The 26145-nt window shown below is 58.6% G+C and carries 23 protein-coding genes, 2 pseudogenes and 1 riboswitch; of the genes and pseudogenes, 21 read left to right on the forward strand and 4 right to left on the reverse strand.

The window, feature by feature from the left end:
- Positions 1-185: 185 nt before the first annotated feature.
- Complete coding sequence (gene hpaR / locus AC07U6_RS18885; RefSeq protein WP_494764674.1) at positions 186-599, reverse strand: homoprotocatechuate degradation operon regulator HpaR; 414 nt, start codon at positions 597-599, stop codon at positions 186-188.
- Between the two features lie 257 nt (positions 600-856).
- Here hpaR and AC07U6_RS18890 point away from each other — a divergent pair, with 257 nt between their 5' ends.
- The 10 genes from AC07U6_RS18890 to hpaC all read left to right on the forward strand — a co-directional run bounded on the left by AC07U6_RS18890 (position 857) and on the right by hpaC (position 11328).
- Positions 857-2140 (forward strand): fumarylacetoacetate hydrolase family protein, encoded by a 1284-nt coding sequence (locus tag AC07U6_RS18890; protein WP_494764675.1) that lies wholly within the window; start codon positions 857-859, stop codon positions 2138-2140.
- Positions 2137-3591 (forward strand): 5-carboxymethyl-2-hydroxymuconate semialdehyde dehydrogenase, encoded by a 1455-nt coding sequence (gene hpaE / locus AC07U6_RS18895; protein ID WP_494764676.1) that lies wholly within the window; start codon positions 2137-2139, stop codon positions 3589-3591. The genes AC07U6_RS18890 and hpaE overlap by 4 nt, the downstream gene beginning before the upstream one ends.
- A gap of 81 nt (positions 3592-3672) precedes the next feature.
- Complete coding sequence (hpaD, locus tag AC07U6_RS18900; protein ID WP_494764677.1) at positions 3673-4746, forward strand: 3,4-dihydroxyphenylacetate 2,3-dioxygenase; 1074 nt, start codon at positions 3673-3675, stop codon at positions 4744-4746.
- Between the two features lie 14 nt (positions 4747-4760).
- On the forward strand, positions 4761-5171 hold the full coding sequence (locus tag AC07U6_RS18905) for a 5-carboxymethyl-2-hydroxymuconate Delta-isomerase (RefSeq protein WP_494764678.1): 411 nt from the start codon (positions 4761-4763) through the stop codon (positions 5169-5171).
- Positions 5161-5964 (forward strand): 2-oxo-hept-4-ene-1,7-dioate hydratase, encoded by an 804-nt coding sequence (hpaH, locus tag AC07U6_RS18910; RefSeq protein ID WP_494764679.1) that lies wholly within the window; start codon positions 5161-5163, stop codon positions 5962-5964. The genes AC07U6_RS18905 and hpaH overlap by 11 nt, the downstream gene beginning before the upstream one ends.
- Positions 5965-5976: 12 nt before the next feature.
- The gene (gene hpaI, locus AC07U6_RS18915; RefSeq protein WP_494764734.1) at positions 5977-6774 is read left to right on the forward strand and encodes a 4-hydroxy-2-oxoheptanedioate aldolase; all 798 of its coding nucleotides are present in this window, start codon (positions 5977-5979) and stop codon (positions 6772-6774) included.
- 16 nt (positions 6775-6790) lie between these two features.
- A complete protein-coding gene (gene hpaX, locus AC07U6_RS18920; RefSeq protein ID WP_494764680.1) occupies positions 6791-8152 on the forward strand; it encodes a 4-hydroxyphenylacetate permease in 1362 nt (453 codons plus the stop codon).
- Positions 8152-9036: a 4-hydroxyphenylacetate catabolism regulatory protein HpaA gene (gene hpaA, locus AC07U6_RS18925; RefSeq protein WP_494764735.1), complete on the forward strand. Its 885-nt coding sequence runs from the start codon at positions 8152-8154 to the stop codon at positions 9034-9036. Before hpaX ends, hpaA begins: the two co-directional genes overlap by 1 nt.
- A gap of 201 nt (positions 9037-9237) precedes the next feature.
- Positions 9238-10800 (forward strand): 4-hydroxyphenylacetate 3-monooxygenase, oxygenase component, encoded by a 1563-nt coding sequence (gene hpaB / locus AC07U6_RS18930; RefSeq protein WP_494764681.1) that lies wholly within the window; start codon positions 9238-9240, stop codon positions 10798-10800.
- A gap of 12 nt (positions 10801-10812) precedes the next feature.
- On the forward strand, positions 10813-11328 hold the full coding sequence (gene hpaC, locus AC07U6_RS18935) for a 4-hydroxyphenylacetate 3-monooxygenase, reductase component (protein WP_494764682.1): 516 nt from the start codon (positions 10813-10815) through the stop codon (positions 11326-11328).
- On the opposite strand, the gene ptrR is transcribed toward hpaC, so the two are convergent.
- Positions 11279-12187 (reverse strand): putrescine utilization regulator PtrR, encoded by a 909-nt coding sequence (gene ptrR, locus AC07U6_RS18940; RefSeq protein WP_494764683.1) that lies wholly within the window; start codon positions 12185-12187, stop codon positions 11279-11281. The two genes, hpaC and ptrR, sit on opposite strands and share 50 nt — an antisense overlap.
- Positions 12188-12329: 142 nt before the next feature.
- Here ptrR and AC07U6_RS18945 point away from each other — a divergent pair, with 142 nt between their 5' ends.
- Positions 12330-13712 (forward strand): NAD-dependent succinate-semialdehyde dehydrogenase, encoded by a 1383-nt coding sequence (locus tag AC07U6_RS18945; protein ID WP_494764684.1) that lies wholly within the window; start codon positions 12330-12332, stop codon positions 13710-13712.
- A gap of 7 nt (positions 13713-13719) precedes the next feature.
- On the opposite strand, the gene AC07U6_RS18950 is transcribed toward AC07U6_RS18945, so the two are convergent.
- Positions 13720-15492, reverse strand: coding sequence for a sensor domain-containing diguanylate cyclase (locus AC07U6_RS18950; protein ID WP_494764685.1), 1773 nt, complete (start codon positions 15490-15492; stop codon positions 13720-13722).
- A gap of 193 nt (positions 15493-15685) precedes the next feature.
- Positions 15686-16354 carry an LLM class flavin-dependent oxidoreductase gene (locus tag AC07U6_RS18955; RefSeq protein WP_494764686.1) on the reverse strand — a complete coding sequence of 223 codons (669 nt, stop codon included), beginning with the start codon at positions 16352-16354 and terminating at the stop codon, positions 15686-15688.
- A 187-nt stretch (positions 16355-16541) separates the two neighbouring features.
- Positions 16542-16662, forward strand: a riboswitch (TPP riboswitch).
- Between the two features lie 141 nt (positions 16663-16803).
- Here AC07U6_RS18955 and AC07U6_RS18960 point away from each other — a divergent pair.
- The 10 genes and pseudogenes from AC07U6_RS18960 (at position 16804) to treC (ending at position 25931) form a co-directional block, all read left to right on the forward strand.
- On the forward strand, positions 16804-17733 hold the full coding sequence (locus tag AC07U6_RS18960; RefSeq protein ID WP_494764687.1) for an FAD-dependent oxidoreductase: 930 nt from the start codon (positions 16804-16806) through the stop codon (positions 17731-17733).
- On the forward strand, positions 17733-17930 hold the full coding sequence (gene thiS, locus AC07U6_RS18965) for a sulfur carrier protein ThiS (protein ID WP_494764688.1): 198 nt from the start codon (positions 17733-17735) through the stop codon (positions 17928-17930). Before AC07U6_RS18960 ends, thiS begins: the two co-directional genes overlap by 1 nt.
- A 1-nt stretch (position 17931) precedes the next feature.
- On the forward strand, positions 17932-18693 hold the full coding sequence (locus tag AC07U6_RS18970; protein ID WP_494764689.1) for a thiazole synthase: 762 nt from the start codon (positions 17932-17934) through the stop codon (positions 18691-18693).
- On the forward strand, positions 18693-19670 hold the full coding sequence (locus tag AC07U6_RS18975; protein WP_494764690.1) for a ThiF family adenylyltransferase: 978 nt from the start codon (positions 18693-18695) through the stop codon (positions 19668-19670). Before AC07U6_RS18970 ends, AC07U6_RS18975 begins: the two co-directional genes overlap by 1 nt.
- A gap of 203 nt (positions 19671-19873) precedes the next feature.
- Positions 19874-20429 (forward strand): annotated as a pseudogene (locus AC07U6_RS18980) (IS3 family transposase); the annotation flags it as partial.
- A 638-nt stretch (positions 20430-21067) separates the two neighbouring features.
- Positions 21068-21394: pseudogene (tssB, locus tag AC07U6_RS18985) on the forward strand (type VI secretion system contractile sheath small subunit); the annotation flags it as partial.
- A gap of 93 nt (positions 21395-21487) precedes the next feature.
- Complete coding sequence (locus tag AC07U6_RS18990; protein WP_494764737.1) at positions 21488-21616, forward strand: hypothetical protein; 129 nt, start codon at positions 21488-21490, stop codon at positions 21614-21616.
- 109 nt (positions 21617-21725) lie between these two features.
- Positions 21726-22676, forward strand: a complete 951-nt coding sequence (gene treR, locus AC07U6_RS18995; protein WP_494764691.1) for a trehalose operon repressor TreR — start codon at positions 21726-21728, stop codon at positions 22674-22676.
- A gap of 169 nt (positions 22677-22845) precedes the next feature.
- Entirely contained in the window at positions 22846-24264 is a 1419-nt protein-coding gene (gene treB / locus AC07U6_RS19000) for a PTS trehalose transporter subunit IIBC (protein ID WP_494764692.1), read from the forward strand.
- A gap of 23 nt (positions 24265-24287) precedes the next feature.
- Positions 24288-25931: an alpha,alpha-phosphotrehalase gene (gene treC / locus AC07U6_RS19005; protein ID WP_494764693.1), complete on the forward strand. Its 1644-nt coding sequence runs from the start codon at positions 24288-24290 to the stop codon at positions 25929-25931.
- The last annotated feature ends 214 nt before the right edge of the window (positions 25932-26145 follow it).

Consider the following 26145-nt stretch of genomic DNA (forward strand, 5'->3'; position numbering starts at 1 on the left):
AAAAGTCACCCCCGTCGGAAAGAAGGGGGTGACGCATCACCTCCGCTCAAAAGCGTTTTACTGCCACCCCGATCCGCTTACTTTAGTGCTCCGCCGCGCAGTGACGCCTGCGCCCTCAGCATGGCCGCTGCCGCCGCAAAAGAACGCAGTCAGCGCAAGCGCTTTTCGACGTTGCCCGCCGCTGGTCAGGGCTGTAGCTGGTTAAACGTATCCAGCAGCTGCTGCAGCTGGATCATCCTGTCTTTGCCAAACTGCTGCTCAATCTGACGGTAACCTTCATCAATTTCCAGCCGGGCTTTATTGTACAGCGCCAGCCCTTCCGGGGTCAGTGCGGCCACCAGCTTGCGCTGATCGTTCACCGGTTTAAGGCGTGATACCAGTCCGTCGCGCTCCAGCCGGGTCAGAATGCCGGTCAGACTGGGGCGCAGAATGCAGGCCCGTTCGGCCAGTTCGTGGAAATCCAGAGTGGTGACTTCAGCCAGAATACGCACGATGCGCCACTGCTGCTCGGTCAGCCCATAGCGATTGAGGATCGGGCGAAAATAACCCATGGCGGTTTCCCGCGCCTGTAAAAGGGCGATGGTCAGAGATTCGTGCATACGGCTCCACTGCGGTCTGATGAAAAATTTCATTAATAGTAACATAAATTCACTTTCTGCTAAATTTCCTCCGCCGAGTACTTTTCATTTTTCTTTATGTACTTTTCAATTCAATGAAAATTAACTCTTTTATGTAAGTGTTATTTTTTTGTTAATCACGTCACAAGCTGGAAAACTGATGTTGATCTGTGCTTCTTTAGCGAGTAATTCTTGTTTCATTAATATATTAACGAATTGCTTGCCATTGAGGACCAGAGATGAAAAGAACGGTTTTTGCAGCTGCACTCAATCATCAGTCGCAGATTGAAGCCTGGGCAGCAGCGTTCCAACAGGCTCCCTATCAACACCCGCCACGGCATCCGGTATGGTTTATCAAACCGCGCAATACCTGGCGTAGTCATCGGGACACTATCGGTCTGCCCGCCGGTGAGCAGGTCTACAGCGGCGCAACACTGGCCGTGGTGATTGGCAAAACGGCGCGCAAAGTGAGCGCGGAGAAGGCGCGCGAGGTGATTGCGGGTTACGCGCTGGCTAACGAGGTGAGCCTGGCGGAAGAGAGCTTTTACCGCCCGGCGATTAAGGCAAAGTGCCGCGACGGTTTTTGCCCGATCGGTGAAACCGTGGATCTGCCCGACGTCAGCGCGCTGCAAATTATCACCGAGGTTAACGGCGAAGTCCGCGACCACTGGAACACCGCCGATCTCAGGCGTGGCGCAGCCGAACTGATTGCTGCACTCAGCGAATTTGCCACCCTGCAGCCCGGCGACGCGATCCTGCTGGGCACTCCGCAACAGCGTGTTGACCTCCATGCGGGTGATGTGGTGACGATCAAAGCGGCCGGTCTGCCCGAACTGAGTAACCGCTTCAGCGACAGTGTGCCGCCGGTGGAACAGCTCTCCGGCCAGCCCACGCTGTTCGCCCTCGGACTGAACTATGCCGATCACGCCAGCGAGCTGGATTTTAAAGCCCCGGAAGAGCCGCTGGTGTTTATCAAAGCGGCGAACACCCTGACCGGCGATCACAGTGTTTCCGTGCGCCCTGACGATGTGGAGTACATGCATTACGAAGGGGAACTGGTGGTGGTGATCGGGAAAACCGCCCGCCGCGTCAGTCGTGATACCGCGCTGGAATACGTGGCCGGTTACACTCTGTGCAACGACTACGCGGTGCGCGACTACCTGGAAAATTACTACCGCCCCAATTTGCGGGTGAAGAGCCGCGACACGCTGACCCCGCTGCGTGAAGCCATCGTACGGCCGTCCGCGCTGCCCGACCCGCATAACCTTGCGCTGAAAACCTTCGTCAACGGCGAACTGCGCCAGAGCGGCAATACCCGCGACATGGTGTTCGATATCCCGTATCTGATCGCGTATCTCAGTGAATTTCTCACCCTGCAGCCGGGCGACATGATCGCCACCGGCACGCCGAAAGGGCTGGCCGACGTCCGACCGGGCGATGAGGTGGTGGTGGAGATCGAAGGGGTAGGCCGTCTGACCAACCGCATTGTCAGTGAACAACAGTTTGAGGACAGCCTGAAATGAACAAGATTAACCACTGGATAAACGGCAGAAACGTTGCCAGCAGCGACTATTTCACCACCAGCAACCCGGCGACCGGCGAGGTGCTGGCGGAGGTAGCCTCCGGCGGAGAGCAGGAGATCGCCGAGGCGGTCGCCGCAGCAAAAATCGCCTTCCCGAAGTGGGCCAGTACGCCGATGAAAGAGCGCGCGCGGATGATGCGCCGTCTCGGTGAGCTCATCGACCGCGATGTGCCCGAGATCGCCGCGCTGGAAACGGCGGACACCGGATTGCCTATCCATCAGACGCGCAACGTGCTGATCCCGCGAGCGTCACACAACTTTGAATTTTTCGCCGAGGTCTGCCAGCAGATGAACGGCCGCAGCTATCCGGTTGACGACAAAATGCTCAACTACACCCTGGTGCAGCCGGTGGGGGTTTGTGCGCTGGTATCGCCGTGGAATGTGCCGTTTATGACCGCCACCTGGAAGGTGGCACCGTGCCTGGCGCTGGGCAACACCGCGGTGCTGAAAATGTCTGAACTGTCGCCGCTTAGCGCGGATCGCCTTGGTCAGCTGGCGCTGGAAGCGGGTATTCCGCCGGGCGTACTGAATGTGGTGCAGGGCTTTGGGGCCACGGCGGGAGATGCGCTGGTGCGCCATCACGATGTGCGGGCGGTGTCGTTTACCGGCGGGACGGTGACCGGACGAAACATTATCAAAAATGCCGGGCTGAAGAAGTTTTCCATGGAGCTGGGTGGCAAATCACCGGTGCTGATATTTGAGGATGCTGACGTTGAGCGGGCGATGGACGCTGCGCTGTTTACCATATTTTCACTTAACGGCGAACGCTGCACCGCCGGTTCACGCATTTTCATCCAGCAGAGTATCTATCCCGAGTTCGTCCGCCGCTTCGCCGAACGGGCCTCGCGGTTGATTGTGGGCGATCCCACCGACCCGAAAACCCAGGTGGGCGCGCTGATTAGCCAGCAGCACTGGGAAAAAGTTTCCGGCTACATCCGTCTGGGAATTGAAGAGGGCGCCACGCTGCTGGCAGGCGGGCCGGATAAACCGGCGGGGCTGGAGCAGGGGCACTTCCTGCGGCCCACGGTGCTGGCGGATGTCGATAACCGCATGCGTGTGGCACAGGAGGAGATATTCGGTCCGGTGGCCTGCCTGATCCCGTTCCGTGATGAAGAGGAGGGATTGCGGCTGGCTAACGACGTGGAATACGGCCTGGCGTCCTACATCTGGACCCAGGACGTCAGCAAGGTGATGCGCCTGGCGCGCAGTATCGAAGCCGGCATGGTGTTTGTGAACACGCAAAACGTGCGCGATCTGCGCCAGCCGTTTGGCGGCGTTAAGGCTTCCGGCACCGGGCGCGAAGGCGGCGAATACAGCTTTGAGGTGTTTGCCGAAATGAAGAACGTCTGTATTTCGTTTGGCGATCATCCGATCCCGAAATGGGGCGTCTAGGTCGGTCAACAATTACGAGGGCAGCCGCACGAAGCTACGTTCGGTGCGCGCTGCCAGTTCACATCACAAGAGAGCCGCATTATGAGCAACAAAACCATCACATCATCCTTGCCCGCGCCGGATATTCTGCGCTGCGCCTATATGGAAATACAGGTGACAGATTTGCAGGCCGCCCGCGAATTTTATGTCGACATTCTGGGCCTGCAGGTGACGGAAGAGGACAGTCAGACGCTGTATCTGCGCACGATGGAAGAGTTTATCCATCATAACCTGGTGCTGCGGGAAGGGCCGGTTGCCGCCGTGGCCGCCTTCTCTTATCGGGTGCGCAGCCCGCAGGATGTGGACAGGGCGGAAGCGTGGTTTAAATCGCTGGGATGCCGGACGGAACGGCGCGCGAACGGCTTCGTTAAAGGCATCGGCGATTCCGTGCGCGTTGAAGATCCGCTCGGTTTTCCCTGTGAGTTTTTCTACGACGTGCAGCACGTAGACCGCCTTGCCTGGCGCTACGATCTCTATACGCCGGGCGCGCTGGTCAGGCTGGACCACTTTAATCAGATTACCCCCGATGTGCCGCTGGCGGTGGAGTATATCCAGGGGCTGGGCTTCCGGGTAACGGAGGATATTCGTGACGATAAGGGCGTGGTGTATGCCGCCTGGATGCGACGTAAACCGACGGTACACGATACGGCAATGACCGGTGGGGCCGGGCCGCGCATGCACCATATTGCCTTTTCGACTCATGAGAAACACAACATCCTGTCGATCTGCGACAAGCTGGGCGCGCTGCGTAAATCCGACCTGATCGAACGCGGGCCGGGCCGTCACGGCGTCTCTAACGCCTTTTACCTCTATCTGCGTGACCCGGATGGCCACCGCATCGAAATCTACACCCAGGACTATTACACCGGTGACCCGGACAATCCGCTGGTCAGCTGGGACGTGCACGACAACCAGCGCCGCGACTGGTGGGGCAACCCGGTGGTCCCGAGCTGGTACACCGACGGTTCGCTGGTGCTCGATCTGGACGGCAAACCGCAGCCGGTTGTCGAGCGCAGCGACCCCAGCGAGCTGGCGGTGACCATCGGCGCGGACGGTTTTTCCTATACCCGCAAGGGCGACGTTGAGCAGGGCTTTAAGCTCGGCAACACGCTGTAAACACCGGAGGCGCTATGCCGCATTTTATCGTGGAGTGTACCGACAATATCCGCCAGCAGGCCGAATTGCCGCGTCTGTTTGCGGCGGTAAATCAGCATCTGGCCAGCAGCGGGCTGTTTCCGCTCGGTGGCATTCGCAGCCGGGCGCACTGGATTGACTGCTGGCAGATGGCCGACGGCAAGCGCGATTACGCCTTTGTGCATATGACGCTGAAAATCGGCCACGGCCGCAGCCTCGAACAGCTACAGCCGGTCATGACGGAGCTGTTTGCGCTGATCAAACGCCATTTTGCGGCGCTGATGGCCGGGCGCTATCTGGCGCTGTCGCTGGCGGTGGAAGAGCTGCATCCGCAGCTGAATTTCAAACAGAACAACGTACATGCCCTGTTTGAACCGGATGAAAAAGGAAAACCCCATGCTAAATGACGCCACGCTGGATCGGCTGGCAGCCGAACTCCATCAGGCCGAGAAAAACCGTGAACAGATCCGCCAGCCGTCGCTGGCGCATCCCGATATCACGATTGAAGACGCCTACGCCGTTCAGCGCCGCTGGGTGGCGAAGAAAATTGCCGAAGGCCGCGAACTGAAGGGGCACAAAATCGGCCTGACCTCGAAAGCAATGCAGGCCAGTTCGCAGATTGATGAGCCGGACTACGGCGCGCTGCTGGACGATATGTTTTTCAGCGAGGGCAGCGATATTCCGCTGGATCGCTTTATCGTGCCGCGCGTGGAGGTGGAACTGGCGTTTGTGCTGGCAAAACCGCTGAGCGGGCCGGGATGCACGCTGTTTGACGTCCTGAATGCGACGGATTACGTCATTCCCGCGCTGGAAATTATTGACGCCCGCTGTCATCAGATCGATCCGCAGAGCCAGCGCCCGCGCAAGGTTTTCGACACCATTTCCGACAACGCCGCTAACGCAGGCGTGGTGATGGGCGGCCGGGCGGTCAGAGTGGATGCGCTGGATCTGCGCTGGGTCAGTGCGCTGATGTATCGCAACGGCGTGATTGAAGAGTCCGGCGTGGCGGCGGGGGTGCTTAACCATCCGGCAAACGGCGTGGCGTGGCTGGCTAACAAGCTGGCCGCGCACGAGGTGAAGCTGGAAGCGGGGCAGGTGATCCTGAGCGGTTCGTTTACCCGCCCCGTGGCTGCGCGCAGGGGCGATACCTTCCACGTTGACTACGGCGTGATGGGGGCCATCGGCTGCCGTTTTATCTGAGGAACGACAATGATAAACAACATTTTCAAGCAGGCGCTGCGGCAGAAAACACCGCAGATTGGGCTGTGGTTGGGGTTGGCAAATTCTTACAGCGCCGAGCTGCTGGCCGGAGCGGGATTCCACTGGCTGTTGATTGACGGTGAACATGCCCCTAACGATCTGCGAACGGTGCTGAGCCAGCTGCAGGCAATTGCGCCCTACGACAGCCAGCCGGTAGTGCGGCCGGCATGGAACGATCCGGTGCTAATCAAACAGCTGCTTGATGTAGGTGCGCAGACGCTGCTGATCCCGATGATACAAAGCGCGGAAGAGGCGAGGGCGGCGGTGCGCGCCTGCCACTATCCGCCGCAGGGTATCCGTGGCGTTGGCAGCGCGCTGGCCCGTGCCTCTCGCTGGAACCGTGTTCCCGACTACCTGCAACACGCCGGGGAACAAATCTGCACGCTGGTGCAGATTGAAACGCGCAAAGGTATTGAGAACCTGAACGAAATCCTTGCCGTTGACGGCATTGACGGTGTGTTTATCGGCCCGGCGGACCTGAGCGCCGATATGGGCTTCGCCGGTGACCCGCGCCATCCGCAGGTGCAGGCGACGATCGCCGGGGCGATAAAAACCATCCGCGCCGCCGAAAAAGCACCGGGGATACTGATGGCTGACGAGGCCCTCGCCCGCCACTACCTGGAGCTGGGGGCGCTGTTCGTGGCCGTTGGGGTCGATACTACCCTGCTGGCGCGAACGGCAGAGGCACTGGCGACGAAGTTTATTCGCGAGCCGGTCAGCCCTGGCGGGCAAAAACAGAGCGGTTATTAATCTGCGGAGATGCGCTATGACCTCGTTAATTCAGTCAGAAAGGGGGACATCACCGTCCGCCATTGAACAGAACGTGATCCGTAAACTGTTCCGTCGTCCGATCGTGTTTCTTTTCGTCCTGTTTGTTTTCTCCTTTCTTGACCGGATTAACATTGGCTTTGCCGGGCTGACCATGGGCCAGGACCTCGGTCTGACCTCCACCATGTTTGGTCTGGCGGCCACGCTGTTTTACGTCACCTACGTGCTGTGCGGCATACCCAGCAATATGATGCTGGGTATTATCGGCGCGCGGCGCTGGATCGCCACCATCATGGTGGCATGGGGAATCGCTTCAACCTGCACGCTGTTTGCCACCGGCCCGACCTCGCTGTATGTGTTACGCATGATCGTCGGCATTACCGAAGCGGGCTTCCTTCCCGGCATTCTGGTTTACCTGACCCACTGGTTCCCGGCGGTTTATCGCGCCCGGGCGAACGCGCTGTTTATGATCGCCATGCCGGTCACTATGATGCTGGGATCGCTGGTCTCAGGTTACATTCTGGCGCTGGACGGTCTGCTGAATTTACGCGGCTGGCAATGGATGTTTTTGCTGGAAGGGGCCCCGTCCGTACTGCTGGGCGTTCTGGTCTGGTTCTTTCTTGATGATGCGCCGGCAAATGCCCGCTGGCTGACCGGTGAGGAGAAAACCGCGCTGGCGGCAATGTTCGAGCGCGATCGTCAGCAAAACATGCAGCCGCAGGCGGAAAGCGGCAGACCGCTGTGGCGACAGGTGCTGGCCCCGGTCGTGCTGCTGTATACCCTTACCTATTTCTGCCTGACCAACACGCTGAGCGCGATTAATATCTGGACTCCCCAAATCCTGCAAAGCTTCAACCAGCACAGCAGCAATATCGTCATTGGGCTGCTGGCCGCCGTGCCGCAGCTGTGCACCATTTTCGCCATGATCGCGTGGAGTCGCCGCTCGGATCGCCATCAGGAGCGTAAGTATCACACGCTGCTGCCGTTCCTGTTTGCGGCGGCGGGCTGGCTGCTGGCGTCGGCAACGTCACATCCGCTGCTACAGCTTGGCGGCATCGTGATGGCCTCAATGGGTTCCTTCAGCGCGATGGCTATTTTCTGGACGACGCCCGATCGGGCCATCGGCCAGCGGGCCAGAGCGCTGGCGATTGCGGTTATTAACGCGGTGGGCAATATCGGCTCCGCATGCAGCCCTCTGTTTATTGGCATCCTGCGCGACATAACCGGCAGTTTTAACAGCGGTCTGTGGCTGATGGCGGCTCTGCTGCTGCTGGGCGCGGCGGTGGTCTGGCGGATACCCATGCAGCGCGAGGCGGCCATCCAGCGGGATTCACTGAACAACGCGGCGGTGAAGCAATAATCATGGACGGAGTAACGATGATGGAAAATATTAATATCAGCCAGCAGTACGACGACCAACAGTATGCCGATGACGATGTCCACTATGCGACGTTTTCCGGGCTGGCGGCGTTCTTCGGCCGCGATATGCGCCCGCACTGGCACGATCGCTTTTTTCAGCTCCACTACCTGACCAGTGGAAAAATGGAGCTGCAGCTGGATGAGCATCATTATTCACTACAGGCACCGCTGTTTGTACTGACGCCGCCCTCGGTGCCGCACGCCTTCAACACCGAAAGCGACAGCGACGGCCACGTTTTGACAGTGCGCCAGGAGCTGATTTGGCCGCTGATGCAGGCACTGTGGCCCGGCAGCCGCGAGTCACTGGATATTCCCGGCTTCTGCCTGTCGCTGGCTTCCCGCCCTCAAACGCGGGAGGCGCTGGACAGGCTCTGGCCGCTCATCGTGCACGAATTTACGTGGCAGCTGAGCGGCCGCGAAATCCAGCTTCGTCTGCTGGCACAAAGCCTGTTTACCCTGGTACTGCGCGAGGCGGACCTGCACGACAGCGGTAACGTCAGTGTGCGGGGTGAAATGCGGCTTTTTCAGCGTTTCAACCAGATGGTCAATGAAAAGTATCGCGAGCATTGCACAGTGCCGGACTATGCGCAGGAGCTGGGGATCAGCGAGTCGCGCCTGAACGAGCTGTGTCGCCGGCTGGCCAATCTGCCGCCCAAGCGTCTGATCTTTGAGCGGGTAATGCGTGAAGCCCGCCGAATGCTGTTGTTCAGCACCGCCAGCGTCCACCAGATTGCCTGGCAGCTCGGATACAAAGATCCCGCCTATTTTGCACGTTTCTTTCATCGCCTTGAAGGATGTTCTCCCAGTGAATATCGCCGACGATAGGCCGTAAATCCCCGGTTATGCGAGCGCGTTCACGTTTTCATATAATACCGGGGCCATTACGGAAAAGTACCGGCGATGGCCTGATTCGTCTCTTCCTCCTTCTGCGCTACCACGCTTAAATCTTAACGGTTATGAAACATCTCAATAACAAATGATGGCGTTTACCGCCACCGTGTTTCTCTGAAAACAGAAGAGGTTACTATGAAGCCAGAAGATTATCGTGCCGAAACAACCCGCCCCTTTACCGGCAGTGAGTACCTGAAGAGCCTGGACGACGGGCGTGAAATTTATATCTACGGCAAGCGGGTAAAGGATGTGACCTCTCATCCGGCCTTTCGCAACGCCGCCGCCTCCGTTGCCGGTTTATACGATGCGCTGCACGCGCCGGAAAGCCACGATCGGCTGTGCTGGAATACCGATACCGGCAATGGCGGCTATACCCATCGCTTCTTCCGCTACGCCCGCTCCGTTGAAGAAATCCGCCAGCAGCGTGATGCCATCGCCGACTGGTCGCGCTACAGCTACGGCTGGATGGGGCGCACGCCGGACTATAAAGCGGCATTCGGCAGCGCGCTGGGCGCCAATCCCGACTTTTATGGGGAGTACGCCGGTAATGCCCGCAGCTGGTACAAACGCATTCAGGAATCCGGCCTGTACTTCAATCACGCCATCGTTAATCCGCCCATCGACCGCAACAAGCCCGCCGATGAAGTGAAAGACGTCTACATCAAGCTGGAGAAAGAGACCGACGCGGGCATTATCGTCAGCGGTGCCAAAGTGGTGGCGACCAACTCTGCGCTGACTCACTACAACTTTATCGGTTTTGGATCGGCGCAGGTGATGGGCGATAACCCGGATTTTGCGCTGATGTTCGTTGCCCCGATGGATGCCGACGGCGTGAAGCTGATTTCCCGCGCCTCCTACGAGCTGACCGCCGGGGCAACCGGTTCGCCTTTTGATTACCCGCTCTCCAGCCGCTTTGACGAAAACGATGCCATTCTGGTGATGGACAAGGTGCTGATCCCCTGGGAGAACGTACTTGTTTATCGGGATTTTGACCGCTGCCGCCGCTGGTATTTTGAAGGAGGATTCGTGCGGCTGTATCCGATGCAGGCCTGCGTCCGGCTGGCGGTGAAGCTGGATTTCATCACCGCGCTGCTGCAAAAAAGCCTGGAATGCACCGGGGTGCTGGAGTTTCGCGGCGTGCAGGCGGCGCTGGGCGAAGTGGTGGCCTGGCGTAACCTGTTCTGGTCGCTGAGCGATGCCATGTGCGCGGAATCCACCCACTGGATCAACGGCGCATACCTGCCGGATATGCAGGCGATGCAGACCTATCGGGTGATGGCGCCCATTGCCTGGGCCAAAATCAAAAACATCATTGAGTGCAACGTCGCCAGCGGGCTGATCTATCTGCCGTCCAGCGTGCGCGATCTGCAAAACCCGGAAATCGACGGCTATCTGGCGCGCTTCGTTCGCGGCTCTAACGGCATCGACCACGAGCAACGTATCAAAATTCTCAAGCTGATGTGGGATGCAATGGGCAGCGAATTCGGCGGCCGCCATGAGCTGTACGAGCTGAACTACGCGGGCAGCCAGGATCTGGTGCGCATGCAGTGCCTGCAGCACGCGCAAAAATCCGGGGCGATGAACGGCATGATGACGCTGGTTGACCGCTGCCTGGCCGACTACGACCGCCACGGCTGGACGGTGCCGCACCTGCATAACAACCACGATATTAACCAGCTCGACAGCCTGCTGAAATAAGGAGAAACCGCCATGTCCGATGACAACCAACATCGCCTGCGTTTTCGCGATGCGATGGCAAACCTGCCTGCGGCGGTGAATATTGTCACCACCCAGGGCCCGGCGGGGCGCTGCGGCATTACCGCCACCGCCGTCTGTTCCATTACCGATTCGCCGCCCACGCTGCTGGTGTGCGTTAATAGCAACAGCGCCATGAATCCGGTGTTTCGCCAGAACGAGCGGATGTGCATTAACGTGCTCAACCACCAACAGGAGGAGATGGCGCGACACTTTGCCGGAATGACCGAACTGGCGATGGCGGACCGCTTTCTGCTGGAGGGCTGGCGAGAGGGCAGCCTTGACCAGCCGATCCTGAACGAGGCGCTGGCCAGTCTGGAAGGCCAGATTGCTCAGGTGCAGACGCTGGGCACACACCAGATGTACCTGGTGGAGATCCGCCATATCTGGCTGGCGGCATCCGGTGACGGCCTGATTTACTTCAAACGACGCTTTCACGCGCTGACGGCAGGGCAGCAGGAGGCCGGCTAGCGGCCGGCGGGTGAAGCATATCGGCCATTGCCTGCAAATTGGCTGAGTGTGTGCCCTTGCGCCACACCAGCCAGATGTCGATATTGCCCATTCCCTCACCCAGCGGCCAGGCCTGAACGCTGTCACGCCCCGGCATACTCTCCAGCATACTGGCCGGGATCAGCGCCAGTCCCGCGCCCGCGCTGACGCAGGCCAGAATGCCGTGATACGACTCCATTTCAAAAATCTTGCCCGGCACAGCGTTTTCCCGCGCAAACCAGTTTTCAAACAGACGCCGGTAGGAGCAGTTGGCGCGGAAGGCGTAAATCGTTGAGCCGGAAATGCTGGCGGCATCCGGCACCGGCGGATGATTCAGCGCGCCGATCAGCACCAGCTCTTCGCTGAAGGCCGGAACGCCCTCCAGCTGTGGATGCTTCGGCGGCCCGTCAACAAACGCTGCGCTGTAGCGCCCGGAGAAAATCCCGTCAATCATATCGCCGGAAGGTCCGGTGGAGAGATCCAGCTCCACCTGTGGCCACTGCTGATGGTAGCGGGCAATCAGCGGTGGCAGGCGCACGGCGGCAGTGCTTTCAATCGCACCCAGGGTAAAGACGCCGCTGGGATGCTGGCCGGAAACGCTCAGCTTCGCCTTATCGGCCAGTGCCAGAATCCGCCGGGCATAGTCGAGCAGCGTGCGGCCGCTGTCGGTAATATGCAGCCGCAGTTTTTCCCGGCGAAACAGCTCGCAGCCCAACTCATCTTCCAGCTGGCGCAGGCGGGTAGAGATGTTCGACGGTACGCGGTGCAGCCTGTCGGCGGCGGCGGTAATGCTGCCCTCTTCGGCAATCGCACGAAATATATCCAGCTGGGTCAGATCCATAACTTTCTCAATTTGAGTAAATAACTTTCATTATTATTCATTTTTAAAGAAATAGTGACAAGCTTATCCTTTCCTTCATGCCGCATTTCAGCCTGAACCGCTGGGTGTAATGTCGAACCGAATGACCGAGAAGGTGCAAAACATGACCGACGTAAATTCTGCCGTTTCCCGCAACCCCGCCACGGGTGACGTGATGGCCCGCTATCCTTTCGCCAGCCGGACCGACGTTGATGCCGCGCTGGCACAAACCGACAGTGCTTTCCAGCACTGGCGGACCAGCCCATTGAGCGATCGTGTCGCACTGCTGTTGTCTGTCGCCGCCGGACTGCGTGAACAGAGCCGCGTGCTGGCGGAGATGATGACCACGGAAATGGGTAAACCCATTGACCAGGGGCTGGCTGAAGTGGAGAAAAGCGCGAAGCTGTGTGAATGGTACGCGCAGCATGGTCCTGATTTCCTGCAGCGTGAAGCCACAACCGTTGAAGGTAACAAAGCCTTTGTTGACTACCTGCCGCTGGGCGCGGTGCTGTCGGTGATGCCGTGGAACTTCCCGATCTGGCAGGTGCTGCGCGGCGCGGTACCGATTCTGCTGGCGGGCAACAGCTATCTGCTGAAACCGGCTCCGAACGTGATCGGCTGTGCGCTGCTGTTACAGCAGGTGTTGAACGATGCCGGTGTGGCGGAAGGGCTGTTTGCGGTGGTTAACGCCGACAATGACGGCGTGGCGCAGGCGATTAACGATCGCCGAATTAAAGCCGTGACCGTGACCGGCAGCGTACGCGCCGGTTCGGCGATTGCCGCACTGGCCGGAGCCGCCATCAAGAAATGCGTGCTGGAGCTGGGCGGTTCCGATGCCTTTATCGTACTGGCCGACGCCGATATTGATGCGGCAGTGAAAGGCGCGATTGCCGGCCGCTTTATGAATAACGGCCAGCTGTGCATCTCGGCAAAACGCATCATCGTGGAGAAGGCGGTCTTTGATACGTTCCGCGACAAATTCCTCACCGCGGTGAAGGCGATGAAAATTGGCGACCCGCGTGAAGCCGGCGTGTGGATTGGCCCGATGGCGCGTTACGATCTGCGCGACGAGCTGGATTCGCAGGTGCAGGCCACGCTGAAAGAGGGCGCCACCCTGCTGCTGGGCGGCCACGTGCTGCCGGGTGACGGTAACTACTATGCGCCCACGGTGCTGAGTGACGTCACGCCCGCAATGACCAGCTTTAAGCAGGAGCTGTTTGGCCCGGTGGCCTCGCTGATCGTGGCGGATAACGCCGAGCATGCCGTGGCGCTGGCCAATGATTCCGAGTTTGGTCTGGGGGGCAGCCTGTGGAGCCGCGATCTGGCCGCTGCACAGGGCCTGGCATCGCGCATTGAAACCGGCGGGATGTTTATCAACACGCCAAGCTTCTCTGACCCGCGCGTGCCGATCGGCGGCGTGAAGAAGAGCGGTTTCGGTCGCGAGCTGTCGCACTTCGGCCTGCGCGAGTTTACCAACCCGCAGACCGTATGGATTGAACAGCCCTGAGATGAGATTACACCGCCATATGGCTGAACCAGTGCTCCAGCTTGTCCGGCGGTAAGGGATGGGAATAAAAGAAACCCTGGATTTCGTCGCAGCCCAGATGCTGCAACGACGCCAGGGTTTGCAGATCTTCCACACCTTCGGCCAGCACCACGTAGTTCAGCTCTTTCAGCATGGTGATCATATGGTGGGCAATCACTTCGCAGGCTGGATCGCAGTTCAGCTGCTGGATCAGCGAACGGTCGAGCTTAATCACGTCAATGGGGATGCGGCGCAGAGTATTGATGTTGTTGTAGCCGGAACCAAAATCGTCCAGCGCGATGCGAAAGCCGCGCTGCTTGAGCAGATCCAGTCCCCGGCAGGCTTCGGTACTTTCCAGCACCTGCTGGGTTTCCAGGCATTCAAGGGTCAGATCGCCGGCCTGTAAACCGGCGCGCCGGGTTTTCTCTGCCAGGTCGCAGGCAAACTCCGGGCGGGAGAAATCGCTGACGCTGAGGTTAACCGATACCGGCAGATTCAGCCCTTTTTGGCGCCACGCACGCAGCTGCAACAGCGCGTGGTCAATCACCCAGTCGGTCAGTTCATCCATCAGGCTGGTGTGTTCCGCCAGCGGGATAAACTCGGCGGGGGGAATATTGCCGGCAACCGGATGCTGCCAGCGCAGCAGCGCCTCCAGTCCGACCGGTTTACCGGTGTGAAGACAGAGCTGTGGCTGATACACCAGATACAGGCCCAGGCTGCCGCGCAGCGCCAGCGCCAGGTCGTTCAACAGCTGAAAATTAAGATTTCGGCGGCTGTCGCTGTCGGCGTTGTAGGCCATCACAGTCTGCTTCTGGCTGATGGCCTCATGCAGGGCGCTGACCGCCTGGCGCAGCACCTCTGTGACCTGGGAGGTGGCGGGAACAAAACTCACCTCGCCAACGTAGATTTTCACATCAAGGGCGATATCACCCAGCACCTGCGCGCGAATATTTTCCAGCCGATCGCTCAGCACCCTGGCGTTAACCGCACTGTTTTTCCGGCTCAACAGGGCAAAACGACCGGTGGCGACGGTATACAGCACGTCCTCTTCGCTGAGATGTAACCGGGAACGCACCGTCGCGGACAGGGCTTTCAGCAGCGTTTCTACGGCATCCATCCCCATCGAGCGGGCGATTTCATAGGCCCGCGGCATATCAATGCAGTCAATCAGCGTCAGGGTCAGCGGATCGAAGCTGGAGGCGCGCTGCAGCAGACCGATATCCTTCAGCAGCCGCTGGCGATTGGGCAACTGAGTGACCACATCTTTGTAACCCGCGGTATACCAGGCATCAAGATAGCCGCTGACCAGGCCCGCCAGCAGCTCCAGCATCGTTGACTTATGTTCGTCGAAGGTGTGGGGCCGGGTGTCAGTAATGCACAGGGTCCCCACCGAAATGCCTTCCCGCGTATGCAGGGGTATACCCGCGTAGAATCGGATGAAAGGTGCGCCGAGCGTGAAGGGATTCTGGCTGAAGCGCGGGTCAAGTTGCGTATCGCTACAGATCAGCAGCGAATCGCTGAGCACCACCTGGCGGCAGAAGGCGCCATGCAGCGAACTTTGCGGCACATCAAGGCAGCAGGCTGCCTTGATATACTGATTTTCATTATCCAGAACCGAGACAAAACAGCCCGGAAACGCCAGCAAATCACTGGCGAGCAGGGTGAATTTTTGCAAAATATCATCGCGGATAGCATCTTCAGATTTGAGCATCTCAAGGGCAGCCAGGCGTCTGACATCATCGTTACTGAAGGTCCCACTCATGGTTTGGATTCGCATTAATAGAGTTGATGGCTGCTGACTCTGTCAGATTATCATGATTCCTCTCTCTGACTGGTCGATCTTCACTGCTGTCATCATGAAAATAATTTTTAATGATAGTGAAGAGATTGCATCATTCCAATGCGTCTACGCGTTTTGCTAGCACTACACGCGTAATTGTGACGGTAATCATGGCTCAGAGAGCCATGTCGGTGTTTTCCTGATGATTTACACGGCGGTGCCAGCCCAGCTCGGGGGCAATCAGTGTGGCGAAGTCGCTGATAATCTGGCGGTACTGGTCGGCGGTAAATTCATAGGGTAACTCCAGCCGCAGTTCATCCACTTCGCGCAGGATCGGGTCGTTAACCAGGCGCTGCTGGTTGCCCGGCGAGGCGATCAGCGTGTTTTCATCCGCCAGCCAGCGGCCGCTGAGGTTGTCCCGCACGCGTCGGACCCGATCGTAGGAGAAATTCTCCTGCCGCCAGTCGCCTGAGAACAGCGCCGGGCCAATCAGCTCCAGGTGGTTCGGCTGGCCGGCGCTGAGGCCAACGTTCAGCCGCCCGCGCGCGAGTACGTCCACCGTCAGTAAATCTTCCGCCAGCCGAAACGGGCTTTCATAGCCCATCTGGATCACTGTGGTGCCCAGCTCGATATGCCGGGTACGCTGCGTGGCGGCGGCAAGAAACGTGCTCGCCGAAGAGATCCCGTGCTCCAGATGGCGCTGACGCACCCAGGCACCGTTGTAGCCCAGCGATTCACCCAGCTCGAACAGCTGCAGGGTTTCTTCCGGCCCCTGTAGCGGGGCGCGATCCGGGTAGTTCCCGGGAGTAAGGAAAGCGATATGCGATATGGCCGGTTTTGTCATGGTGTCCATCCGTTCAGACCTGATGTGGGAGAGGCGCACTGAAAAATCCTTCAGCATCGGGCAATTGTGTTGCCTGCCCCGCACTTTGCAAAATGCCGAATCCGGCACTTTATTTTCATCTGGCGAAAACGGCCGTCGAAATAAATCCACCTAAACGCTTGCGGTTGCGCTCAGGATGCAATAAAAAAGTCTCTGTCAGGGGAGTCTCGCCGAAGAGACTGAGAGGCTGATTGCGATTTATCGCGGCTCAGCGACCCTTAGAACCTGACCCAGTTGATACTGGCGTAGGAAGACCTGGAATGCCGCTTCGCCGCACTCCTTATCGGGCAGATCGCAGCCGCCGAACGCCGATACTCTCCCTTCTCATTATCGCGGGTCTTCTTGGTTATCTGAGAGGCCGGTATGACGTTCGTAACAACTCTCCCTGAACATTCCGCCGAGGCGACATTGTGAGCCACTGGTCGATCCTGGGTTCGGGCGTGACCGGGCTGTGCGTGGCGACCGCGCTGGCCGACGCCGGAGAAAAGCTGGAAATCATCACCTCTGAAGAACATTGCCCCGCGTCGCACTACGCGGGCGGTATGCTCGCGCCGTTCTGCGAGGGCGAAGGCGCACCGGAAGAGGTGGTCAGGCTGGGGCAGGGCTCCGCCGACTGGTGGCAGGCGCACGTCAGCGGCGTGGAACGTCAGGGTACGCTGGTGATCGCGCCGCCGCGTGACAGCATGGAGCTGAATCGCTTTGCCAAAATGACCCAGGGCCATCAGTGGGTGGACCCGGGCAGCGTGGAAGATCGCCTGGCCGGGCGCTTTGCTCGCGGGCTGTTTTTCCCCAGCGAAGGGCACCTCGATCCGCGCAAGGCGATGCAGGAGCTGCGGCAGAAGCTGCTGGCCGCGGGCGTGGAGATCCGCCACGGTAAACCAACGGGCAAAATTATCGACTGCCGGGGTATTCATGCCGCGCCGCTGCTGCCGGAACTGCGCGCCGTGCGCGGTGAGATGCTGATCCTGCAAGGCGATGAGGTGCAGTTTTCACGACCGATCCGCCTGCTGCATCCGCGCTTTCCCTGCTACCTGGTGCCGCGCAGCGAAGGGCGTTTTATGCTCGGTGCCACCATGGTGGAAAGCAACGACGCCAGCCCGATCAGCGCCCGCGCGCTGATGGAACTGCTGAGCGCGGCGTACACCATCGACCCGGCGCTGGTCGAAGCGCGGGTGATTGAAACCGGCAGCGGCCTGCGCCCCTCTTACCCGAATAACCTGCCGGATATCCGCTATCGCGACGGCACCTTCCACGTTAACGGCATGTACCGGCACGGCTTTCTGCTGGCACCGATCATGGCGCAAAATCTTATCCAACAGCTGTCGCAGGAGACGCGCTGATGCACATTTTACTGAACGGTCAGGCGACCGAAACCCAGGCCGCTACCCTGACGGCGCTGCTTAACGAACAGCAGATTGACCGCAGCTGCGTGGTCTGCGCGCTGAACGGCGATTTTGTCCCGCGTGGGCTGTATGACGCGACGCCAATTAGCGAAGGCAGCAAGATTGAAGTGCTGTCACCGATGCAGGGGGGCTGAGATGAACTTTTACGATTACGCACCTGAATCACGTTTTTTGCTGGGTACGGCGGGCTATCCGTCGCCGGAAGTGCTGGGCAAGGCGATTGAAGCCTCCGGCACCGAGATTATTACCGTCAGCCTGCGTCGCGAAGGTGGAGCAGGGGGAGCATTCCGCGATCTGCTGACCAGGCTGAACAAGCGCGTGCTGCCCAATACGGCGGGCTGCCACACGGTGAAAGAGGCGGTGACCACGGCGCATATGGCGCGTGAGCTGTTCAACACCCGCTGGATCAAGCTGGAAGTGATCGGCCATGCCGACACACTACAGCCGGACCCGTTCGGGCTGGTGGAAGCGGCGCGTATCCTCTGCGAAGAGGGATTCCAGGTGTTTCCTTACACCACGGAAGATCTGGTGCTGGGCGAGAAGCTGCTGGAGGCGGGCTGCCAGGTGCTGATGCCCTGGGGTGCGCCGATCGGTTCCGGCCAGGGGTTGCGCAATATTGAAGGGCTGCGCACCATGCGTGCATGGTTTAAGGGTGTGCCGCTGGTGGTAGATGCCGGGATCGGCACGCCGAGCCAGGCCGCGCAGGCGATGGAGATGGGCTTCGACGCGATCCTGCTGAACACCGCCGTGGCGAAAGCGCAGGACCCGGTGCGCATGGCCAGTGCCTTCCGCGATGCGATACACGCCGGGCAGCAGGCGCTGCTGGCCGGGCCGATGGAGCGCCGCGATATGGCGGCGGCCTCGACCCCGGTCTTCGGCCTGGCGGAGTTTAACTGATGGATCGCTACCAGCGACAAACTATGCTGCCGGAGATCGGCCCGCAGGGGCAGCAAAAGCTGGCGCAGGCGCGGGTGCTGGTGGTTGGCGCAGGCGGTCTGGGTGCCACCCTGCTGCCGCAGCTGGCCGGGGCCGGGGTGGGCTTCCTGCGCGTCTGCGACGACGACCGCGTGGAGGTACATAATCTGCACCGACAGACACTGTTTACCCTGCAGGACGTCGGGCAGCCGAAAGCCGTGGCGGCCCGCCGGGCGCTGAATGCGCTGAACCCGGAATGCGAGGTCGAAGCCGTTGATATCAGGCTGTCCGGCAGCAGCCTGGATCACGCTCTACGCGATATGGATATCGTGGTGGATGCGGCGGATAACTTCGCCATTACCTGGCTGCTTTCCGACGCCTGCTTCAGCCGTAATCTGCCGCTGATCTCCGCCTCGGTGCTGGGGCGGCAGGGCTACGTCGGCGGCTTCTGCGCCGGGGCGCCGAGCTATCGTGCGCTGTTCCCGCAGCTGCCGTCCTCGGCGGCCAACTGCAGCACGGCGGGCGTGATGGGGCCGGCGGTCGCCACCCTGGGGGCACTGCAGGCGCAGATGACGCTGAGCGTGCTGCTCGATCTGAAACCGTCGCCGCTGGGCTGCATGGTGAACTGTGATTTCGTCAACTGGCGCTTCGGCCAGTTCCGCTTTGACGGCGCGCCGGAACCGACGGAAGCCATCATCCCGTTCCTCGACGCACAGATGCTGACGGCGGAAGACTGCATTGTGGAGCTGCGCAGCCTGGAAGAAGCCCCGGAGAGCGTGGCCGCGCAGGTTCAGCGCATTCTGCTCGCCGAACTGGCGGCCTGGCAGCCACCCGCGTCGGGGCGCATCGTGCTGGTCTGCGCCAGCGGCATCCGTGCGGGCCGTGCGGCACAGCAGCTGAAAGTGCGGGGATACCGCGATCTGGCGCTGGTGGCGGCGGACTATATTCCGGTGAGGTGACAGGCTGCGATCCCGGGTGGCGGCTTACCCTTTTATCAGGATGAAGCGGCGGTTCGGGCTTCAGCCATTTTCAGGATGAAACCCAGACCGCCGCTGATATCCAGCCCGCGCAAGGCGCCCGGATACCGGCAACGCCGTTTATCAGAACACCAGCTGCGCCTTGGCCGCCCGTTCTTTATGGCAGCCAGCGCCAGTGCGGTAAAGGTGAAGCCAGTCTCGTGACACCCAACAGACTCCAGCGGCAGTCCAATCCGGAAGCACCGGATGAACGTTGGGTAACGGATATAAGTTACACCCGAACCCACGAAGGCTGGCTGTATCTGGCCGTAGTTGTTGACCTGTTCTCACGCAAGGTCATCGGCTGGTCAGTGCAACCCCGGATGACAAAAGACATTGTCCTGAATGCGCTTCTGATGGCTGTGTGGCGACGTAATCCCCAAAAACAGGTGCCGGTTCATTCTGCTCATGGTAGTCAGTACACAAGCCATGAGTGGCAGGCGTTCCTGGAATCACACGGACCGGAGGGCAGTATGAGCCGTCGTGGTAACTTTCACGACAACGCAGTTGCAGAACGCTTTTTCCAGCTAATGAAGCGTGAACGGATTAAAGAAAAAAATCTACGGAACACGGGCAGAAGCACGCAGCGATATTTTTGATTACATCGAAATGCTTTAGAACAGTAAGTATCGGCATGGTTCGAGTGATCAGATGCCACCGACGGAATATGCAAAGCAATATTATCAACGGTGCAGAAGTGTCTGGATTATCCGTGGCGATTCAGGGTCGTGCTTACCTCCTGGTATAGAGGCATATGTAAAGGACTGTCGTGAAATTTGCTTTCTTCTGACGAAAGCAAATAATCCCCGGTTAAGTGAATAATAAGAAATGATGATAACCCGAAAATGTCGTCAATATTCTACATTCTCAGTCACGTCCTGCTTCTCATTTTTTGATAAAAGTACAAAATCAGGTATTTCACGTGATTGGTGGTATTCCGTACAGATATGCGTCCTGAGCTAAATTGATCGTTTTCTGCACACCCTTATCCCATAAGACCTGAAGAAGCTATACAAAAAATTCTTATAAATCAAAAAGATGATTTGTGAGTGTTAATATCTGAGAATATAAAGTTTTGTTACATTTTTTCATTTCCGATCGGGTAAGGAACGTTCTTACACTCCTGCTATTGGGTCTTATCCGAAATTTTTCATTTTAGAAAATACTCAAAAATACAGTGTCGGCATGCTGGTGGATGGAATGCACCCACTTTTTAGTTCCGGGATTTTTATTTGCGTCGGATGACGCGAACCGGAAAGTTGTTCTGGTAGGGTAGTTTTTTCTTATTTATTTCTCACTGGCATTGACCATTTCTATTACTCCATAGAACAGGGAAAGCCATGTCTAACTATTCCTTTCAGTCCGAAATCCCTAAAGCGCGTATTAACCTGAAACTCGATTTGCATACTGGTGGAGCGAGCAAGAAAACGGAGCTCCCCCTGAAATTGCTGGTGGCGGGCGACTTCAGTAATGGCCAGGAGGCCGCGCCTCTGTCAGAGCGCAAAGAAATTAGCTTGAACAAAAATAATTTTGATTCTGTGCTGGCGGAATATTCTCCGAAAGTTAATCTCACCGTTAAAAACACGCTGGCCGGAGACGGCAGCGAAGACAACATCAGTCTGACCTTCCGGAGCATGAAGGATTTCACTCCGGAGCAGGTCTCCCGCTACAGTATCTGCAGAGTCTCGAATATGCAGAAAGCGAAGCCGCATAAACGATAACCTTCAATAGTTCCTGATACGCCTGATGGACAACGGGTCATGAATGACATCCCCCCTCGTAACATCAAAACCGGCAGTGACCCACGCACGCTGTCGGATTATGCGACCCTGCGCGATGAACTCAGCAAGCTGACACATCCGGCTCGCCCGGATGTGAACTGGCTGTAAGCGTCGTATCGTTTCCCCTGTCAGGTATATCTGCGCGCTATCCCGCCCTGTATTTTTAGCCGGGAAAGGCGGTAAACTGCCCGCCATACGCCGCTAAACAGAACATACCATGCAAAATCGCCTGACGATCAAGGACATTGCCCGCCTCAGCGGGGTGGGAAAATCCACCGTATCCCGCGTGCTGAACAACGAAGAAAACGTTCGGCCCGAAACCCGTGAACGCGTGTTACAGGTGATTGAAGAGCATAACTTCAGCCCCTCTAAATCGGCACGGGCGATGCGCGGCTTCAGCGATAAGGTGATCGCGATTGTCGTTTCACGTCTGGATTCGCCATCGGAGAATCAGGCAGTACGGGCCATGCTGCCGGTGTTCTATCAGCAGGGCTATGATGCCATCGTGCTGGAAAGCCAGTTCAGCGTGGAGCGGGTCAAAGAGCATTTACAGGTGCTGAAGCAGCGCAATATCGACGGGGTGATCCTGTTTGGTTTTACCGGCCTGACCACCAAGCTGCTGCTGCCGTGGCGCGATAAACTGGTGATGATGGCCCGCGAGATGCCCGGCCTTTCTTCGGTGTGTTATGACGACGCCGGGGCGTTGCAGCTGCTGATGCAGACGCTGCTGGACAGGCAGATTAACGATATCGGCTTTATCGGCGTCTCCCCCCGCGACACCACCACCGGCCTGAAGCGTACGCGCGCCTATGAAGAATTCTGTCAGCAGCACGGGCTGGCAGCGCATATCGCACTGGGCGAGCTGACCTGGCAGAGCGGCTACGATCTGCTGCCGCAGCTGCTGGCCCACGATATCCGCGCGGTAGTGTGCGCCTCCGACACCATTGCCCTTGGCGCGCAAAAATACCTTCAGCAACAGCAGATTAGCGGCGTGCTGGTGTGCAGTATTGGTAACCTGCCGCTGTTGCATTTTCTGTTCCCGGAGTCCTTCTCCGTGGAGCTGGGATACGGTGCCGCCGGCGATGCCGCTGCCCGCCAACTGCTGGCACAGCTTGAGGGATCGACCGATCTGCACCAGACGATTATTCACGGAAAACTGGCGCTTTAACGCCGCCTTTCGGTCCGATTAAACCCTTACGATCCTGAAAATTTGTGATCGTTTCTGCAAAACTGGGAACGTTCCCATGACAGGCGGCATCGATTCTGGCTATTCTTGCGCCGATTTCAGGCAGCCCCTGACCCGGCATTAGACACTTCCAGAGATAAGGCCACTTCATATGAGTAAAGTTAAGCAACAGGACGTTGATCGGCTGATCGACCTTGTAGGCGGCAGAGACAACATCGCCACCGTGACCCACTGTATAACCCGCCTGCGTTTTGTCCTGAGCGATCCGAAGAAGGCTTCGCCGCAGGGGCTGGAAGAGTTGCCGATGGTCAAAGGCTGCTTCACCAACGCCGGGCAGTTCCAGGTGGTGATCGGTCCGGAAGTCGGCGACTACTACAAGGTGCTGATTGCCACTATCGGCCAGAATGAAGTCGGCAAAGAGCAGGCAAAAATCGCCGCCCGGCAGAATATGAGCCTGTTTGAGCGCAGTATTTCCCACTTCGCGGAAATCTTCTTCCCGCTGCTGCCCGCGCTGATCAGCGGCGGTCTGATCCTCGGCTTCCGCAACGTTATCGGTGATATTCCCTTCAGCAACGGCCAGACGCTGGCGCAGATGCATCCGATGTGGCAGTCGATCTATGACTTCCTGTGGCTGCTGGGTGAAGCCGTGTTTATGTTCCTGCCGGTGGCGGTGTGCTGGTCAACGGTGAGAAAAATGGGCGGCACCGAGATCCTCGGCATCGTGCTGGGTATCACCCTGGTGTCTCCGCAGCTGATGAACTCCTACAACCTCGGGCAGCAGCTGCCAGAAGTGTGGAACTTCGGCTGGTTCACCATTGAAAAAGTGGGCTATCAGGCGCAGGTGATCCCGTCCGTGCTGGCCGGTATGGCACTGGCACTTGTGGAAAATGCGCTGAAGCGCATTGTGCCGGCGTACCTGTATCTGGTTATCGTGCCGGTGACGTCGCTGCTGATTGCGGTGTTCCTCGCCCATACGCTGATTGGGCCGTTCGGCCGCGTGATTGGTGACGGCGTGGCGTTCGCGGTGAAAAGCGTGATGACCGGCAGCCTTGCGCCGATTGGTGCAACTCTGTTCGGTTTCCTCTATGCGCCGCTGGTGATCACCGGCGTGCATCAGACCACGCTGGCGATCGATATGCAGATGGTGCAGAGCACCGGCGGCACGCCGGTCTGGCCGCTGATTGCCCTGTCGAATATTGCCCAGGGTGCTGCGGTCGTGGGGGTGATTATCGTCAGTAAAAAACATAACGAACGTGAAATCTCGGTCCCGGCGGCGATCTCTGCGTTTCTCGGCGTGACCGAACCGGCAATGTACGGCATCAACCTGAAATACCGCTTCCCGATGCTGTGCGCGATGATCGGCTCCGCCGTGGCGGCACTGATTTGCGGCCTGGCAGGCGTGACGGCGAACGGCATCGGCGTGGGGGGCCTGCCGGGTATCCTCTCTATCAAGCCGCAGTTCTGGAGCGTTTACGCGCTGGCGATGCTGGCAGCAACTGTTATCCCGATTATTTTGACCGTGCTGGTTTACCAGCGTAAGGCGCGCCGTGACGCGCTGGCCGCGGTGTAGTGGTATTTAATAAGGAACAGGCAATGAGTAACGAAGTGCAGTGGTGGAAAAACGGAACCATCTACCAGATTTACCCAAAAAGTTTTCAGGACACTACCGGCAGCGGTACGGGCGATATCAGCGGGATTATCAACCGGCTGGATTATCTGCAAACGCTGGGCGTGGATGCGCTGTGGCTGACGCCGATTTATCTGTCGCCGCAGGTGGATAACGGCTACGACGTGGCCGATTACTGCGCCATCGACCCGGCCTACGGCACCATGGAACAGTTCGAGCAGCTGACGGCGGAAGCGCACCGACGCGGTATTCGCATCGTGATGGATATGGTGTTTAACCATACTTCAACGCACCACGAGTGGTTCCTCAAATCGCAGGATCGCGACAGCGAGTTCCGCCCGTTCTATATCTGGCGGGATGCTGCTGGGGACGGCGGGCCGCCTAATAACTGGCGCTCCAAGTTTGGCGGCGGGGCCTGGCAGTGGCACGAGGCGAGCGGGCAGTATTATCTGCATCTGTTCGCCACCGAACAGGCGGATCTGAACTGGGAACATCCGCCGGTGCGGGAAGCGCTGAAGCAGGTTTGCCGCTTCTGGGCGCAGAAGGGTGTGGACGGTCTGCGGCTGGACGTGGTGAATCTGGTCTCCAAGCAGCAGGATTATCTGCCGGATGATGCAGGCGACGGCCGCCGCTTTTATACCGACGGGCCGCGCATTCACGATTTCCTGCATGAGTTCAGCCGTGATGTGTTTCAGCCGCTGGGCCTGATGACCGTGGGCGAGATGTCCTCCACCCGTCTGGAAGACTGCCGCCGTTACGCCGCCAACGACGGCAGCGAACTGTCGATGACCTTTAACTTCCACCATTTGAAAGTGGATTATCCCAACGGCAATAAATGGACCGACGCCGCGCCGGATTACGTGCTGCTCAAGCAGATTTTCCGCGAGTGGCAGCAGGGGATGCACGGCCACGCCTGGAACGCGCTGTTCTGGTGTAATCACGATCAGCCGCGCATCGTTTCGCGCTTTGGCGATGAGGGCGAGCTGCGCGTCACCTCGGCCAAAATGCTGGCGATGGTGCTGCACGGCATGCAGGGTACGCCGTACATCTATCAGGGCGAAGAGATCGGCATGACCAATCCGGGCTTTACCCGTCTGGGACAGTATCGCGATGTGGAAAGCCTGAATATGTACGCCGAGCTGAAGAGTGCCGGGCGCAGCGATAAGGAGCTGATGCGCATTCTGGCGCGCAAATCCCGCGACAACAGCCGCACGCCGATGCAGTGGAGTGCCGATGCGCAGGCCGGATTCAGTGCCGGTACGCCGTGGATACCGGTGGCGCATAACGCCGGCGAGATCAACGTGCAGCAGGCGCTGGCCGATCACAACTCGGTGTTTTATCACTATCAACGGCTGATTCAGCTGCGTAAAAGCGTCTCGCTGCTGACCGAGGGAGATTACCAGGATCTGCTGCCCGATCATCCGTTTATCTGGTGTTACACCCGTTCTTCCGGGGGGAAAACCCTGCGCGTGCTGGCGAATCTCAGTGGCTACGAGCAGGCGGTAACGCTGGCGGAGTTTCGCGGTGAGGTACTGCTGCATAACTACGAGGATGCCGCGCCGACGGGCCTTTTGCGCCCTTATGAGTGCCTCTGGCAGCTGGCGGGCTGACGCGACCGGCCTACATTTTCTTTAGCTTCGACTAAGCTTGTTTTTCGTAAGCTGTCTGAAGCGGATACCGTTTCACGCTATCCCTCCGCCTTAACAGCCCGGGTTGATGTTACTCACGGAATTAACGGGTTAAGCGGGGCTAAAGGATGAATGGAAAATCTGTTTTGCGCAGTTGAGGGGCGGAATACGTCGCCGCTGGCGTGGTCCGCTTTCG

The organism is Erwinia sp. GW821-FHT03D09 (assembly GCF_059420805.1).

Excerpts from the sequence above, each read along its gene's own strand:
- hpaR (WP_494764674.1), bottom strand. The coding sequence starts at position 599 with ATGCACGAATCTCTGACCATCGCCCTTTTACAGGCGCGGGAAACCGCC.
- AC07U6_RS18890 (WP_494764675.1), top strand. The coding sequence starts at position 857 with ATGAAAAGAACGGTTTTTGCAGCTGCACTCAATCATCAGTCGCAGATT.
- hpaE (WP_494764676.1), top strand. The coding sequence starts at position 2,137 with ATGAACAAGATTAACCACTGGATAAACGGCAGAAACGTTGCCAGCAGC.
- hpaD (WP_494764677.1), top strand. The coding sequence starts at position 3,673 with ATGAGCAACAAAACCATCACATCATCCTTGCCCGCGCCGGATATTCTG.
- AC07U6_RS18905 (WP_494764678.1), top strand. The coding sequence starts at position 4,761 with ATGCCGCATTTTATCGTGGAGTGTACCGACAATATCCGCCAGCAGGCC.
- hpaH (WP_494764679.1), top strand. The coding sequence starts at position 5,161 with ATGCTAAATGACGCCACGCTGGATCGGCTGGCAGCCGAACTCCATCAG.
- hpaX (WP_494764680.1), top strand. The coding sequence starts at position 6,791 with ATGACCTCGTTAATTCAGTCAGAAAGGGGGACATCACCGTCCGCCATT.
- hpaB (WP_494764681.1), top strand. The coding sequence starts at position 9,238 with ATGAAGCCAGAAGATTATCGTGCCGAAACAACCCGCCCCTTTACCGGC.
- hpaC (WP_494764682.1), top strand. The coding sequence starts at position 10,813 with ATGTCCGATGACAACCAACATCGCCTGCGTTTTCGCGATGCGATGGCA.
- ptrR (WP_494764683.1), bottom strand. The coding sequence starts at position 12,187 with ATGGATCTGACCCAGCTGGATATATTTCGTGCGATTGCCGAAGAGGGC.
- AC07U6_RS18945 (WP_494764684.1), top strand. The coding sequence starts at position 12,330 with ATGACCGACGTAAATTCTGCCGTTTCCCGCAACCCCGCCACGGGTGAC.
- AC07U6_RS18950 (WP_494764685.1), bottom strand. The coding sequence starts at position 15,492 with ATGAGTGGGACCTTCAGTAACGATGATGTCAGACGCCTGGCTGCCCTT.
- AC07U6_RS18955 (WP_494764686.1), bottom strand. The coding sequence starts at position 16,354 with ATGACAAAACCGGCCATATCGCATATCGCTTTCCTTACTCCCGGGAAC.
- thiS (WP_494764688.1), top strand. The coding sequence starts at position 17,733 with ATGCACATTTTACTGAACGGTCAGGCGACCGAAACCCAGGCCGCTACC.
- AC07U6_RS18970 (WP_494764689.1), top strand. The coding sequence starts at position 17,932 with ATGAACTTTTACGATTACGCACCTGAATCACGTTTTTTGCTGGGTACG.
- AC07U6_RS18975 (WP_494764690.1), top strand. The coding sequence starts at position 18,693 with ATGGATCGCTACCAGCGACAAACTATGCTGCCGGAGATCGGCCCGCAG.
- AC07U6_RS18990 (WP_494764737.1), top strand. The coding sequence starts at position 21,488 with ATGAATGACATCCCCCCTCGTAACATCAAAACCGGCAGTGACCCACGC.
- treR (WP_494764691.1), top strand. The coding sequence starts at position 21,726 with ATGCAAAATCGCCTGACGATCAAGGACATTGCCCGCCTCAGCGGGGTG.
- treB (WP_494764692.1), top strand. The coding sequence starts at position 22,846 with ATGAGTAAAGTTAAGCAACAGGACGTTGATCGGCTGATCGACCTTGTA.
- treC (WP_494764693.1), top strand. The coding sequence starts at position 24,288 with ATGAGTAACGAAGTGCAGTGGTGGAAAAACGGAACCATCTACCAGATT.